The 15,503-nt window shown below is 59.8% G+C and carries 10 protein-coding genes; 7 read left to right on the top strand and 3 right to left on the bottom strand.

The genetic code is table 11. From position 1 onward, the window contains the following. The first annotated feature begins 41 nt into the window (after nt 1-41). From ACWIKB_RS15095 to ACWIKB_RS15115, 5 genes are read left to right on the top strand one after another with little or no spacing between them, the layout of a single operon-like run. Nucleotides 42-2,348: a GGDEF/EAL domain-containing response regulator gene (locus ACWIKB_RS15095; RefSeq protein WP_475267791.1), complete on the top strand. Its 2,307-nt coding sequence runs from the start codon at nt 42-44 to the stop codon at nt 2,346-2,348. After that, on the top strand, nt 2,345-4,219 hold the full coding sequence (locus ACWIKB_RS15100; protein WP_475267793.1) for a putative bifunctional diguanylate cyclase/phosphodiesterase: 1,875 nt from the start codon (nt 2,345-2,347) through the stop codon (nt 4,217-4,219). Before ACWIKB_RS15095 ends, ACWIKB_RS15100 begins: the two co-directional genes overlap by 4 nt. 44 nt (nt 4,220-4,263) lie before the next feature. Next, nucleotides 4,264-5,223 carry a cytochrome-c peroxidase gene (locus ACWIKB_RS15105; protein ID WP_475267795.1) on the top strand — a complete coding sequence of 320 codons (960 nt, stop codon included), beginning with the start codon at nt 4,264-4,266 and terminating at the stop codon, nt 5,221-5,223. Then, a complete protein-coding gene (locus ACWIKB_RS15110; protein ID WP_475267797.1) occupies nt 5,220-7,031 on the top strand; it encodes a DAHL domain-containing protein in 1,812 nt (603 codons plus the stop codon). Before ACWIKB_RS15105 ends, ACWIKB_RS15110 begins: the two co-directional genes overlap by 4 nt. Continuing rightward, nucleotides 7,028-8,434, top strand: a complete 1,407-nt coding sequence (locus ACWIKB_RS15115) for an ATP-binding protein (RefSeq protein ID WP_475267799.1) — start codon at nt 7,028-7,030, stop codon at nt 8,432-8,434. The genes ACWIKB_RS15110 and ACWIKB_RS15115 overlap by 4 nt, the downstream gene beginning before the upstream one ends. Nucleotides 8,435-8,575: 141 nt before the next feature. Here ACWIKB_RS15115 and ACWIKB_RS15120 read toward each other — a convergent pair whose 3' ends face one another. Further along, nucleotides 8,576-9,901 carry an APC family permease gene (locus tag ACWIKB_RS15120; RefSeq protein ID WP_475267801.1) on the bottom strand — a complete coding sequence of 442 codons (1,326 nt, stop codon included), beginning with the start codon at nt 9,899-9,901 and terminating at the stop codon, nt 8,576-8,578. Between the two features lie 210 nt (nt 9,902-10,111). After that, nucleotides 10,112-10,933 (bottom strand): carbon-nitrogen hydrolase family protein, encoded by an 822-nt coding sequence (locus ACWIKB_RS15125; protein ID WP_475267803.1) that lies wholly within the window; start codon nt 10,931-10,933, stop codon nt 10,112-10,114. Between the two features lie 127 nt (nt 10,934-11,060). Between ACWIKB_RS15125 and ACWIKB_RS15130 the strand changes: the two genes are divergently transcribed. Both ACWIKB_RS15130 and ACWIKB_RS15135 read left to right on the top strand, forming a co-directional pair. Next, on the top strand, nt 11,061-11,861 hold the full coding sequence (locus ACWIKB_RS15130) for a helix-turn-helix transcriptional regulator (RefSeq protein WP_475267805.1): 801 nt from the start codon (nt 11,061-11,063) through the stop codon (nt 11,859-11,861). A 176-nt stretch (nt 11,862-12,037) separates the two neighbouring features. After that, entirely contained in the window at nt 12,038-13,657 is a 1,620-nt protein-coding gene (locus ACWIKB_RS15135) for an FMN-binding glutamate synthase family protein (RefSeq protein WP_475267807.1), read from the top strand. Nucleotides 13,658-13,831: 174 nt separating this feature from the next. Here ACWIKB_RS15135 and ACWIKB_RS15140 read toward each other — a convergent pair whose 3' ends face one another. After that, nucleotides 13,832-15,337: a glucosyltransferase domain-containing protein gene (locus ACWIKB_RS15140; RefSeq protein WP_475267809.1), complete on the bottom strand. Its 1,506-nt coding sequence runs from the start codon at nt 15,335-15,337 to the stop codon at nt 13,832-13,834. Nucleotides 15,338-15,503 lie beyond the last annotated feature (166 nt).

The following is a 15,503-nucleotide window of genomic DNA, read 5'->3' on the forward strand; positions in this document are numbered from 1 at the left end:
CCTATGAACAGACCGTTTCGCATTGCTGTCACCCCGGGCGCATGCCTATGAATGCGCTGCTTGCAAGGGCCAACCGGCGAATCCTCATCGTCGACGACACCGCCTCGATTCATGGGGATTTCGCGAAAATCCTCAGCCCGCAGTCGATCGTGGACGACGATCTGGACAGCACCGAAAGGGCGCTTTTCGGATCGACGGCGGCTATAACGCTGCAAAGCTTTACGCTTGATTCGGCGTTTCAGGGCCTTGAAGCCCTGAACAAGGTCGAAACGGCGCTGGCCAACGACATGCCCTACGCCATGGCCTTCATCGACATGCGCATGCCACCGGGCTGGGACGGCCTGGAAACCATCGAACGGCTGTGGCAAGTCGATCCCAAGCTGCAAGTGGCGCTGTGCACCGCTTATTCCGATTATTCCTGGGAAGACATCGACGAACGCCTGGAACTGGGCGATCGCCTGCTGATTCTGAAAAAACCCTTCGACGCCATTGAAATTCGCCAGATGGCCAGTGCGCTCACCGCCAAATGGCAAATGACCGAAGACGCCGCGCTGAAGATGTCGCTGCTCGAACAAGCGGTCGAAGAGCGCACCCTGGAGTTGTCCGACGCCAACATCATCGTGCAGAACAGCCCGACCATTTTGTATCGGTTGCGCGGCGAGCCGTCGTTTCCGCTGATGTACATCTCCCACAACATCACCAAATACGGGCACATCGCGGCCAAACTGGTGGCGTCGGCCAATTGGTCCAAGGAACTGATTCACCCGGACGACCTGCCAAAGGTCGACATCGCCATGGAGCGGGTGCTGGACCGCCATGCCGAAGGGGCGTCCATCGAATTCCGCATGCGCACCGGCGACGGGGCCTGGCGCTGGGTCGAAAACCGCTATATCCCGGTGCGTGACGCCGATGGACGGTTGCTCGAAGTCGAAGGCATCATCCTCGACATCACTGAACGCAGGCTCGCCGAAGAGAAAATCGCCTTGCTGGCCCGCACCGATGGGCTGACCGGGCTGGCCAACCGCGCCACGCTGATCGAGCGCCTGCACCAGGCGTTCGCGGCCAATCGTCGGGGCGCCACCGCGTTCGCGATTTTTTACCTGGACCTGGATCACTTCAAACGCATCAACGACACCCTCGGCCATCCGGTGGGCGACCTGTTGCTGCAAGAAGTGGCCCAGCGGATCAAGGCCTGTGTGCGCGAAAACGATGTGGTCGCGCGCCTGGGCGGTGACGAGTTCGCCATCCTGCAACTCGATGTCAGCGACCCGACCCAATCTGCGGCGCTGGCAGCCAAGGTTCGCGATTCGCTGGTGCTGCCCTACTCCCTGGGTGGCAACGATGTGCGGGCTTCGGTCAGTATCGGCATCAGCAGTTGCACCCCGGACATTCTCAGTGCCGACAGCCTGCTGACCCAGGCCGACATGGCGCTCTATCGCTCCAAGGAGCAAGGCCGCAACCAGTACCACTTCCATTCCGAGGAGATCAATCAGGAAGTGGTCGAGCGCATGACCATCGCCAGCGACCTGAAAACCGCTATCGAACACGAAGAGCTCGAACTGCATTACTGGCCGGAAGTGGACCTGAGCACCGGCAAGATCCTCGGCATGGAAGCCCAGGTCAGCTGGAACCACCCTACCCGCGGGTTACTCGAAGGCCCGTCGTTCCTCCCAGCCGCGGAAAAAACCGGGACCATTGTCGCCCTTGGCCACTGGGTGCTGGACCAGGCCTGCCGGCAAATGCGCCAGTGGCGTGACGAAGGCATGGCGCCGCCAGTGATTGCGATCAAGCTGTCCCTGGCCCAGCTCAAGAGCGGTCCGGAGCTGATCTATGACGTGCTGCGCACCACCGCGCGCTGGGAGTTGTGCCCTTGGGACCTGCGTTTCGACGTCACCGAGGCGACCCTGGCCCAGACCAAATGGACCCACAACGATGTGCTGCCGCGCCTGCGGGAGCTGGGGGTGAAGATCGCCATCGATGACTTCGGCACAGAATATTCATCGTTCGATTACCTCAAGACTTACCAGGTCAATCACCTGAAACTGGCCCAGGCCTTTATCGACACCGCCGCCCAGGACCCGGCCAGCGCGAACACTTTGCGGGCAATTATCAATTTCGCACGTGATGTAGGGATCGGAATCATTGCTGAAGGTGTCGAAACCCAGGAGCAACGCAGTTCGCTGATGGCCACGGGTTCGCCGATGAACGCCCAAGGGTATTTCTTCAGCAAAGCGGTCAGCAGCCAACAAGCCGCCGAACTGCTGAAAGCCGGGAGCATCGTACCCTCGGGCAGCGAAACAGGCCCAAACCTGGGCAATCCGCCGCGTTCCACGGAGGAAAACGGATGAAGACACCCTTCGTGCGGACCAACCGGCGCATCCTGATCATTGACGACACGCCCTCGATCCATCTCGATTTTCGAAAAATCCTCGACCCCGACGCGGAAGAGGAACAGTCCCTGGCCGGCACCGAAGAAGCACTGTTCGGCACCCTGCAACCAGATCGGCTGACCTTCCAGCTCGATTCCGCCTATCAGGGCCAGGAAGCCCTGGAACTGGTCAAGCGCGCCCGGGCCGAGGGCCGCCCTTATGCCCTGGCGTTCACCGACATGCGCATGCCGCCGGGCTGGGACGGGCTGGAAACCATTGAAGAGTTGTGGAAGGCCGATCCAAGCCTGCAAATCGCCTTGTGCACCGCGTATTCGGATTACAGCTGGGAAGCGATGGCCGAACGGCTTGAATTCGGCGATCAGCTATTGGTATTGAAAAAACCCTTCGACAGCCTGGAAATTCGCCAGATGGCCAGTGCCCTGACCTGGAAATGGCAGATGGCCCAGGACGCGGCGATGAAAGTGCTGAGCCTGGAGCAGACCATCGAGGCCCGGGTTCATGAATTGCTCAAGGTCTCGCACCTGTTGCAGTACGACATCCTCACCGAGTTGCCCAACAGCACGTTGCTCGGTGATCGCCTGAACCAGTCGCTGGCCTTGTCCCGGCGCCATGACAAACAACTGGCAGTGATGTTTCTGGGGCTGGACCGCTTCAAGCGCATCAACAATGCCCTGGGGCATCCGGCCGGCGACGAGATGCTTAAACGGGTCGGCCAAAACCTGGTGGCCACGGTGCGCGAATCCGACTCGGTGTTTCGCTATGGCTCCGACGAGTTCGTGGTGATCCTCGCCGATGTCCGCCATCCGCAGCAGACCAAGGGCATCGCCGAAAAACTCTTGAACGCCATCCGCGCGCCGCAACACATTGCCGGCCACGACTTGAGCGTGACCGCCAGCCTGGGGATCAGCATCTATCCCGAGGACGGCCTCGACGCCATCGTGCTGATCAAGAAAGCCGAAACCGCGATGCGTAACGTCAAGGAAAACGGCCCGAACGATTTCAGCTTTTTCATCGACGAAATGAACCAGCGCGCCCGGGAACAGCAGAGCATTGAGTCGGGCATTCGCCTGGCCCTGGAGCGCAACGAATTTGTCCTGCACTACCAGCCAAAAATGGACCTGAGCAATGGCCAGGTGGTCGGCGCCGAGGCGTTGATCCGTTGGAAAAAACCGGGACAAGGCTGGGTGTATCCCTCGGATTTCATCGCGGTGGCCGAAGACAGCGGTTTGATTGTGCCGTTGACCAAATGGGTGATGGCGCAAGCCTGTCGTCAGGCGTGCATCTGGAAGACCGCCGGACTACCGGACATCTGCATTTCCGTGAACGTGTCGGCCATCGACTTCCGCCAGCGCGACTTTGTCGAGAGCATCGAGTTGATCCTCAAGCAAACCGGCATGGAGCCAACGCTGCTAGAGCTGGAAATCACTGAAGGCGTGTTGATGCAGAACGTGGATGCCACCGTGACCGCCCTGAACCGGATCAAGGCCTTGGGCGTGCGCCTGGCCATCGATGACTTCGGCACCGGTTATTCCAGCCTGAGTTATCTGCGCCGGTTTCCTATCGATGTGCTGAAAATCGATCAGTCGTTCATTCGCGGCTTGAGCCGTGACAGCAGCGACGCAGCCCTGGTCAGCGCCATCATCAGCCTGGGCAAGAGCCTCAAGCTGACCGTCATCGCCGAAGGGGTGGAAACTCTCGAACAGCTCGACTTCCTCAAGGCCCACCACTGCGAGGAAGGCCAAGGTTATTACTTCAGTAAAGCCGTGGCACCGGATGCTTTTGCACATTATTTGATGTCCGTGAAACCGCTGCCATCAGCCCAGACATGAGCGACGCGCAACGACACGCAGGCCAACTGCCAAGGAATCATTCGATGTCGCCCGACCGTGCCTTTCTGCTCCCGGTGTTTGCGTTGGCCATTTGCCTGACCGCCAGCGGCGCACCGCTGGACGAACCGCTCAAACCCTTACCCGCCGCGCCCCAGCAGAACCCTCTACGGGTTGAACTGGGTCGCCAGTTATTCAATGAACCGCGCTTGTCGGTCAACGGCAGCCTGTCCTGCGCCGGTTGCCACCGACTGGAAAGCGGTGGCGCCGACAACAAAGCGTTTTCCATCGGTTTCAACGGCCAACCGGTGGTCGTTAATACCCCCAGCGTGTTCAACGCGACCCTGAACTTCCGGCAGTTCTGGAATGGCCGGGCCGACACCCTGGAAACCCAGGTCCACGAAGTGGTGCAGAGCCCCAGCGAAATGGGCAGTAACTGGGAACACGTGGTACAGACGCTGAGCGCTGACCCGTCCTATAAAGTCGCGTTCGCCAATGCCTACCGCGATGGCGTGACCATGGGCAATGTGCAAAATGCCCTGGCCAGCTACGAACGCACGCTGCTCAGCAGCAACTCGCGCTTCGATCAATACCTGCAAGGCAACACCGACATACTCACCCTTGATGAAAAATACGGTTATCAGCGCTTCAAGGACTACGGCTGCATTTCCTGCCATCAAGGGGTGAACATCGGCGGCAACATGTTCCAGAAATTCGGGGTCATGGGCGATTACTTCCAGGCCCGGGGCAACCCGACCGAAAGTGACCTGGGACGCTACCTGGTGACCAAGGATGAAGAGGACCGCAACGTGTTCAAGGTCCCGAGCCTGCGCAACGTCGCGGTGACCGCGCCGTACTTCCACGACGCCTCGGCGAAAACCCTCGAAGAAGCCGTGGACGTGATGTTCAAGTTTCAGCTTGGCCGTGTGCCCTCCGACGACGACCAGAAGCTGATCATCAAATTCCTCAAGACCCTGACCGGTGAATGGGAGGGCAAGCCATTATGAAAATGTCCCGCCGTCGCAGCCTGGCGTTGCTCAGCCTGGTGGCCCTCGCCCTGGCCTCGATCCTGCTGTTTCTGTACCTCAAATCCAGCTCCGACCAGACCTCGACCTACACCGAGTCCCGGGATTTGATCGCGCGGATGAAACAACTCAACGCGCAGTGGGAAACCGAGATACTCAAGGCCAGGGTCGCCATCAGCCACAACTACGATCCGCTGGTGTCGCCCCTTACCGAAATGACCGAGCTGTGGCAGCGGTTCGACAGCATGGAGTCGAACCACGGGCGCAACGACTCCCCCGTCTGGAACACCAGCCATGATGCGTACCTGGCCGCTATCGGGGAAAAAACCCGCCTGGTGGAACAGTTCAAGTCCCACAACGCGGTGCTGCGCAACTCGCTGGCGTTCTTGCCCACCGCCGAGGACGACATCCAGCAACCCTTGACCGAAGTGGTGGGCAGCGACCAACTGCAACTGCAGAACATCGCCACCGACACCTACGATTTGCTGCTTAGCGCCCTGGAATTCGCCCAGGTCACCTCGGATGACAAGGCCGCCGACATCCTGGTGGGCCTGAATAAAATGGGGATCAATAAAACCCGGCTGCCGGATGCGTTCCATGGCCCCATCGATATCCTGAGCAACCACATTGCGCTGATCCTGCGCGAACAACCGATCGTCAACCGCCTGCTGGAAAACATTGAAGCCATCCCGGTGGCCCAGCGCCTGGACGACATCACCAGCCTGCTGAACCAGGACCAGCAGGAGGCCGACGTGATTTATCAGCGTTACCACTTCTACATGCTGGTGTTTTCCGTGCTGCTGGTCCTGGTGCTGGTGTACCTGGCGATCCGACTGATGCGCAGCTTCACCGAGATCAGTCGCGTCAACAAAGCACTGCAAACGGCTAACGACGACCTGGAACTACGGGTCGAAGAACGCACCCGGGAACTCAAGGACACCCAGAGCGAACTGCTCGACACGGCGCGTCAGGCCGGCATGGCCGAGATCGCCACCAACGTGTTGCACAACGTCGGCAACGTGCTCAACAGCGTGAACATCTCCGCCGACCTGGTCACCCGCAAACTGCGCAGCAGCAAGGCGTTGGGGCTGGGCAAGGCAATGCAACTGATCAACGAACATCCTGCGGACCTGGGCAGCTTTCTGAGCGACGACCCCAAAGGCAAATTGCTGCCCGGCTACCTCAATCAACTGGTGGACGCCATTGCCCTGGAACAACAGGGCATGACCGACGAACTCGCCCAACTGACCAAAAGCGTCGACCACATCAAGGACATCGTCGCCACCCAGCAGTCCTACGCGGGCGCCAACAGCCTGATGGAGCCGGTACAGATCAGCGAATTGCTGGAGGACGCCCTGCGCATGAACTCCGGCGCCCTGACCCGGCACCATGTCACGGTGGTCAAGGAGTACAGCGAAGTGCCCCGGGTGATGGGCGACAAGCACCGCTTGCTGTTGATCCTGATCAACCTGATCAGCAACGCCAAATACGCCATGTCCGATCTCAGCGACCGTCCACGACAGATGACCCTTGGGGTGAAAATCGTCGAGGACACCATTCTGCAAGTCAGCGTCAAGGATGACGGCGAAGGCATCCCCGAAGAAAACATGACGCGAATATTTGCCCACGGTTTTACCACCCGCAAGGAAGGCCACGGATTCGGCCTGCACAGCTGCGCCCTGGCCGCCATCGAGATGAACGGCCACCTTACCGCCCACAGCGACGGGCCGGGCAAAGGTGCACAGTTCACGTTGCAAATCCCCCTGAAAACCGTAGTAGGTGACGCATGAGCAACCCTTCGAATCGACGCATTTTGTTGATCGATGACACACCTTCCATTCACGTCGATTTTCGCAAGATCCTCACCCCGAACCCGGTGCAGCACGTGGAACTGGATGAGATGGAAGCCGCGCTGTTCGGCGCCGAGGCGAAATCCGCCAGCGCGCTGTTCGAGCTGGACTCGGCCTTCGGCGGTCAGGAAGGCCTCGGCAAACTCAAATTCGCCTTGAAGGAAAACCGTCCCTACGCCATGGCCTTCGTCGACATGCGCATGCCCGACGGCTGGGACGGTGCGCAGACCATTGAACACCTGTGGCAGGAAGACCCGCGCCTGCAAGTCGTGGTGTGCACCGCCTATTCCGACTATTCGTGGGATGAACTGCTGGACCGCTTGCAGGCCCATGACCGGTTGTTGATCCTGAAAAAACCCTTCGACAACATTGAAGTCCAGCAGATGGCCAATACCCTGCTGACCAAATGGGACATGACCGAACGCGCCAGTGTGCAGGTGGATCATTTGGGGCAGATGGTTGAACGCCGAACCCGGCAGTTCAAGGAAGCCAGCGTCGAGTTGCAACGGGAAATCGACGAACGCAAACAGCTGGAATCGCAACTGGTGCAATCGGAGAAACTCGCCTCGCTGGGGCAACTGGCGGCCGGCGTCGCCCATGAAATCAATAACCCCATCGGTTTCATTTCGTCCAACCTCGGGTGTCTGGACGGCTACTTCAAGCAACTGCAGGAAATGCTCGATGCCTATCGGGGGGCCGAAGAAGCGATTACTTCACCCGAGGTGATCGAGCGCTTGAATGTACTGCGCGAACGCGTCGAGCTGGAATTCCTGCGCGAAGACATTCCACTGCTGATCAAGGAGTCCAAGGACGGCATCAGCCGGGTCGGGCAGATCGTCAAGGATCTGAAGGACTTCTCCCGGGTGGATTCCAGCCAGGAATGGCAGTGGGCCAACCTGCAACAGGGCATCGAATCGACCCTGAACATCGTCGCCAACGAACTCAAGTACAAGGCCGATGTGGTCAAGCAATATCAGGTGCTGCCGGAAATCGAATGCCTGCCCTCGCAAATCAATCAGGTGATCATGAACCTGATCGTCAACGCGTCCCAGGCCATCGGCACGGAACGCGGCACCATCACCCTGAGCACCGGACTTGAGGGCGAGACGGTGTGGATCGAAGTGGCGGACACGGGCTCGGGGATTGAGCCGCAGACCTTGCAGAAAATCTTCGACCCGTTCTTCACCACCAAGCCGATTGGCCAGGGCACCGGGCTGGGGTTGTCTTTGTCGTACGGGATCGTGAAGAAGCATCACGGGGATATTTCGGTGCGCAGCGTCGTCGGGACCGGTACTACGTTCAGGGTTGAATTGCCGGTGCACCAGACCAAACTTTCCGCCTGAACACCGATTAATTGTGGCAATACAAATCAAATGTGGGAGCGGGCTTGCTCGCGAATACGGTGTGTCAGGCAACATGAATGTTGAATGTCAGACCGCATTCGCGAGCAAGCCCGCTCCCACAGGTTATTTGCCAGGCTTGGGTTACGTGGCTTCCTGGAAGTCCATTTCCGGTGGCTGGCGACGGAACCCGCCCGTCAGCACCGCCAGGTACACCACGCCAATCGCCAGCCAGCTCAGGCCCAGGTAAATCGCCAGGTGATCGAGGCTGACCATTAGCCACAGGTCAGCGACCAGGCCAATGAACGGGAACACCAGGAACAGCACCAGTTCACGCGGGCCTTTCTTCTCGCCAGCGATCCAGTAATGGAAGATCACCGACAGGTTCACCAGGCTGAACGCCAGGAATGCGCCGAAGTTAATGAACGAGGTCGAGGTGGTCACGTCGAGTTTCAGCGCCAGCAACGCCACCACTGCACACAGAATGATGCTGTTGACCGGCGTGCCGAATTTCTCATGCAAGGTGCCGAAGAACGACTTGGGCAGCACACCGTCGCGGCCCATGGCGAACAGCAACCGCGACCCGCTGGCCTGGGCTGACAGACCCGACGCGAATTGGCCGACGATCAGGCCGATCAGGAAGATCGAGACGAACAGGTCGCCACCGATGTTGCGCGCAATTTCGTAGGCCGCCGAGTCGACGTTGTCGAACTGGAACGACGGATGCGCGATCTGCACGAAGTACGACACGCCGACGAAAATCAAACCGCCGATCAGGGTAATCAGCATGATCGCCCGTGGAATGGTGCGGCGCGGGTCGCGGGTTTCTTCGGTCAGGGTGCTGACCGCGTCGAAGCCGAGGAACGAGTAACAGGCGATGGCCGCACCGCTCATGATCAGCGGCATTTGCATGTCGCCGTTGAAGAACGGTTTGACCGTCCACAGCGGCGTGCTCGCATCGCCGCCGATGTAATGGATACACAGCACGACGAAAGCGATCAGCACCAGCGCTTGCACCAGCATCAGCAAGGCGTTGATGCCGTTGGCCAGTCTCAGCCCAACGATGTTGATCGCGCTGGTGATGCCGATGAACGCCAGCACCCAGATCCACTGCGGCACAGCCGGGAAGGCGGAGTTGAGGTAGGCCGCGCCGATCAGCCAGATCGCCATTGGCAGAAACAGGTAGTCGAGCAGCACCGCCCAACCGGCGATGAACCCGAGTTTCGGGCTGATGGCTTTGCGCACATAGCTGTAGGCCGAACCGGCGACCGGGAACGCAGCGGCCATGCGCCCGTAGCTCATGGCGGTGAAGAACATCGCCACCAGCGCCGCCAGGTAAGCGGCCGGGACCATGCCGGCGGTGGATTGAGCGAGGATGCCAAAGGTGCCGAGCACAATGATCGGCGTCATGTAGGCGATGCCGAACAGCACCACCGAACCCAATGACAGGGTGCGTTGTAAACGAGCCATGAGCGACTACTCCGAATTTATTAGATTTATGGCAGAGCCGAGTTCGGCGCAAGGTACGGGTGTTGCGTTGTTGTTCTTGGTCGATCGAAACAGGTGTGTCGGATGTAAGGGCCTCTTCGCGAGCAAGCCCGCTCCCCCCGGGGAATGCATTCCAAATGTGGGAGCGGGCTTGCTCGCGAAGGCGCCAGCCCGATCGACACAAAAACCGGATCAGTTCCTGGGAATCAGTAACTCCCGCAATCCAGAAGCATGCTCAACCATCTCCCCCGGCAACTTCAGCCGCTGATCATCCAGGTATCGATAATCCTGTCGCGCCGCCGCCAACTGATTCAGGTCCAACTCAACAGCAAACTGCCCCTCCTCGCGCCCGGCTTCGAACAGCAAGGTGCCCAGCGGATCCACCAGTGCACTGCCGCCGGCAAACAACAACCCGCCATCACCCGTTTCCACCCGGTTGACCATCAGCGCGAACGCCTGGTTTTCCTGGGCGCGGGCCATGATTGCGGTGCGGTGGGTCGGGCCGTAGGGGTCCATGTTGCCGTTGGTCACCAGCAGCAACTCAGCGCCCAGTTGCGCCAGGGCGCGGGCGGTCTCGGGGAATTCGATGTCGTAGCAAATCAGCAGGCCGACCCGCACCCCGTTCCACAAGCACGTGGCGTAACGGTCGCCGGCCTCGTAAACACCGCGATCAGACGCCCACAAGTGAGTCTTGCGATAGCGCAGGGCAATGCCCTCAGGGGTAATCAGCAGCGTGGTGTTGTAAAAACGGCCGTTGTCGTTCTCGGCCATGCCGACGACCACGGCGATGTTGCGGGCACGGGCAGCGTCGATCACGGCGCTGACGGTCGGGCCGTCCAGCGGCTCGGCAACCTGGGCCACGGTCTCTTCCGACGCAAAGCCCATCAAGTGGCCTTCCGGGAACATGATCAGTTGCGTGTCGGCAGCGCAGGCAGCAATCGCCGCCAGGGCGCGTTCGAGGTTGTAAGCCGTGTCGTTGTCACGGCCCGCCAATTGGGCGAGTTCGACCTTCATGGGTATTCCTTGTTATGTGCGCCGGGGTTGCAGAAAGATTGCCCGGTCGGTGTCTGTGCGCCAGTATGCGCAGCAAGCAACCGGCCAGGGAATTACGCGGCTGGGGTAACCCGATAGGGGTAGATGCATGACACTCTCGCTGGATGACATCGCCTGGCACCGCTCGGTCGGGCAATTGATCGACGCCCTCGACAAGCCGAATTTCTGGACGCAGCTCGTCCGGTTACTGGATCAGTACGTGACCTTCGACAGCTGGGTGGCGCTGCTTTTCAGCGCCGATCAGCACCCGCTGGTATTCGCCGAATGCCCCGGTGAGGATGGCAACCCCGACCAGTTGTTCCAGGATTATCTGCGCGGTTTGTACCTGCTCGACCCGTTCTACATCGCCTGCCGCGAGCAGTCGCGTACCGGGCTCTATCGCCTGTCGGAAGTCGCGCCGGAGCACTTCGAGCTGACCGAGTATTACCAGCGCTACTTTCGTCTGAATGTGGTGGCCGACGAAATCCAGTTCAATTGCCAGCTCGAAGGCGACCGTACGCTGTGCCTGTCCCTGGGCAGCAAGCAACGTTTCAGTGGCCAGCAGATCGCTTTGCTGTCGCTGATCCAGCCGTGGGTGCTGGGCCTGTTGCGCCAGCGCCTGCCCTATGAAATCAACGAAGTCGTGGCCCTGGCCCCCGCCCCGCCACAGGCCGACTGGCGCGTACAGCTGGAAGCCTCGGTGCAGCAACTCAAAGGCGCGCAACTGACCGCTCGGGAACTGGATGTCGGGCGTTTGATGCTCAGCGGTTGCTCCAGTAAAGAAATCGCCCGTAAGCTGGAAATCTCCGTGGAAACCGTGAAAGTCCATAAGAAACACATGTACAGCAAGCTGGGGATCAAGTCTCAGTCGGAGCTGTTTTCGATATTTCTTCAGGCGCAAAATGCCTGACTGCCGAGTGAGGGTGCTGTTCTGTGGGAGCGGGCTTACTCGCGAAAGCGGTGTGTCAGACAACATCAATGTTGAATGTAACGGCCTCTTCGCGAGCAAGCCCGCTCCCACAGGAAAATGTGTGTCCAGACAAAGCAATGCGCCAAAACAACCGAGTCCGAACCCAAGGAAACCGTATGAGCCTGTCACTCCTGAGCCGCTACGCCTTCTTTGCTGCCTGCGTGATATTCACCCTCGCCAGCCTGCCTTTTCTGCAACACGACTGGCTCTGGCCGATCACCGCCGTCACGGGCGTGCTGAGCCTGATCGGCCTGTTCGACCTGCTGCAAAGCCCTCACGCGGTGCGGCGCAACTACCCGATCCTGGGGAACATCCGTTATCTGGTAGAAGGCATTCGCCCGGAAATTCGCCAGTACCTGCTCGAATCCGACAGCGATGCCCTGCCCTTCTCCCGGGCCCAGCGTTCGCTGGTCTATTCGCGCGCCAAGAATGAAAGCGCCGACAAACCGTTCGGCACGCTGATCGACGTGTATCAGTCGGGCTTCGAATTCATCGGCCATTCCATGCGCCCGGCGCCGTTGAGCGACCCGAGCGGTTTTCGGGTCATGGTCGGCGGCCCGCAGTGCACCCAACCGTACTCGGCGTCGGTGTTCAATATCTCGGCCATGAGTTTTGGTTCCCTGAGCGCCAACGCCATCCGCGCGTTGAACCAGGGCGCCAAGCTCGGCAACTTCGCCCACGACACTGGCGAAGGCAGCATCAGCGCCTATCACCGGGAAAACGGCGGCGACCTGACCTGGGAACTCGGCAGCGGCTACTTCGGCTGCCGCACTGCCGACGGCCGCTTCGACCCGGAACGCTTCGCCGCCCAGGCGCAAACCCCGCAAGTACGAATGATCGAAATCAAGATGAGCCAGGGCGCCAAACCGGGCCACGGCGGGATCTTGCCCAAGCACAAGGTCACCAAGGAAATCGCCGAAACCCGCGGCATCATGATGGGCGAAGACTGCATCTCGCCGTCACGCCACAGCGCGTTTTCCACGCCGATCGAACTGATGCATTTCATCCAGCAACTGCGTGAACTGTCCGGCGGCAAACCGGTGGGCTTCAAGTTCTGCCTCGGCCATCCGTGGGAATTCATGGGCATAGCCAAGGCCATGCTGGAAACCGGCATCCTCCCGGACTTCATCGTCGTCGACGGCAAGGAAGGTGGCACGGGTGCTGCGCCCGTGGAATTCACCGACCACATCGGCGTGCCGATGCGCGAAGGCCTGTTGTTCGTGCACAACACCCTGGTGGGCCTGAACCTGCGAGATAAAATCAAACTCGGCGCCAGCGGCAAAATCGTCAGCGCCTTCGACATCGCCAGCGTCCTGGCCATCGGCGCCGACTGGGCCAACTCGGCGCGCGGCTTCATGTTCGCCATCGGCTGCATCCAGTCGCAAAGCTGCCACACCAACAAATGCCCGACCGGCGTTGCGACTCAGGACACCCTGCGCCAACGCGCGTTGGTAGTCCCGGACAAAGCTCAGCGGGTATTCAACTTCCACCGCAACACACTCAAAGCTCTCGCGGAAATGTTGGCGGCGGCGGGCCTGGATCATCCTTCGCAGTTGTCAGCCAAGCATCTGGTGCGGCGCATGTCGGCGACCGAGATCAAGTTGTTCTCGCAGTTGCATGTGTTCTTGAAACCCGGTGAGTTGCTGACTGGGGAAGTGAACGGCGAGTTTTACTCGCGGATGTGGCAGATGGCGCGGGCAGACAGTTTTGAGCCGGCTGAAGTGGCGGCTGCTTAAGGAATGTTTGAGCGCCAGCCTCATGGGGAGGCTGGCGTACATCAAAGAAGAACACCATTTGCGGTACCGGGTCCGCCGATCAACCATTTTCAATCCAAGGGCTGCATTGTCTTGCTGATGGATACGTTCTGACGCTCCCATTGAATACGCCATGCCGGGCTACCAACGGCAAACTCACCACTGCAGCTCCGTGACCCGAGCCGGCTCTTTCATGACGATAAAGCCATAATCCCCGATCAGGTAAATGCGGTAGTACTGGCTCTCGACCAGAGGCGCAAACCCCTGATAACCGACCCGCGTCGCATTGCGCCGATCCCTCTCGGCGACCACGTTCGCAATGCCGACCTTCGGCAGGTTTTCGGCCAGCATGTAATAGTCGGTATTCAGTAAATAGCGCAGTACCGGCATCTGTTTGAACGAGCCTGCGGCGCCCAACAACCAGTGATCAGAGTAAGTCACCGACAGGTAAATACGCTTGGCGTCGCGCAGCAGTGGACGCGAAGCAATGTCGTAGCTCAAGGCGTTCAGCGCATTGGTGGCGAAGGTCTTTTGCACCACCAGCACCCGACCATAGGCGTAGGACAGCGAGAGCATGGCCAGCAGCGGGATCAGCAACAGCAATGGCAGTCGCTCATGCACGGTCGCCAACGCCAGATGGCTCAGGTAGAACAGCAGCACCAGCACCACGGAGAACCCCATCAAGGTTCGGGCACCCTCGTTGAAGTCACGGAAAAACAGCGCGGCGCCAGACACCAGCAGTAACGTGATCGGCAACGTCAGTAAGCACAGAAGACCAACCAGCGCTTTCTTCAGCCCGTCTTCCCGTCGATCAATAATGCGCCGCCCAACATGGACGCTGCCGGCAACGGCACACAGAAACAACACGGCAAACACCCAGGCGAATCCGCCGTGAAACAGCAGCATGACCTTATCCAGCACCCGACCAATGTTGGTGCCGACTTGCAGCAGGGGGGCCGCCGACCCGTTCAACAGGTCAAGGCGATTCTGCGTCATGTAGGCGTAAGCCGTGGCGCCGTAGATCAACCAGGCCAGCCCCACTTGCCCGACTTTCCAACCGATCATCCGGCACCATTCGGGCCAGGGCAGACGGTCATTCGCAGACCGCAGCAGTTCCACGCAACACAGCCCGATAAACACATTGATGCTGACCTGATACAGCCCAAGACCCAGGGCAATCAGGCACGCTGGAACGACCAGTTGCTGGACTCTGGAAGCGCTGCGAAAGGTGATCGCGAAGATCACTGCCACCAGGCTCAAGGTCATGGCCGGGCCGTCGTATTGATACGACAGGTTTTGCAGGAAGAACGGGTTGTACCAGAGCGCGAGCACCACCAGGCAATGGGTGAATGTCGGTTCGATAAAGTAGTGGAAGGTCAGGCGGGTCAGCGCCCAAGCCATCGCCAGTGTGGCCAGCAGCAAGGGCAGCGGGAAGATGTTCGGCGCGGCGCCGGTGAACGACAGCCAGTTGTAGAACAGCTGCGTAAATAAACGGCCCTCCCCCGCCCACCCCATGCCGGCGGAGAGTGAACGCCAGTTGTCATCGATATAGGGGTAGTCAGCGAGGATCAACGGCAGGACATAGGCAAAGGTCGCCAACAAAAAGCACAGCCAGACCCGCCGGCTGCCGAGTTCTCTGTCGAGCCAATCGCCCATGCGCATGTCGGAGCCCCTTGGATTAAGCTCATAACGTATTGAACTCGCCGCCCGCTCTAAATCACTGGCTTTGCGACAGACGGTGATGCCGGGCAATATCCCGTAATACCCGGCCTTTGCAATTACCGGCCAATCACGCCACCCTGCGCGCCGCCGATGTGCGGCACTTTTG

The organism is Pseudomonas sp. 5Vm1k, from assembly GCF_056161485.1.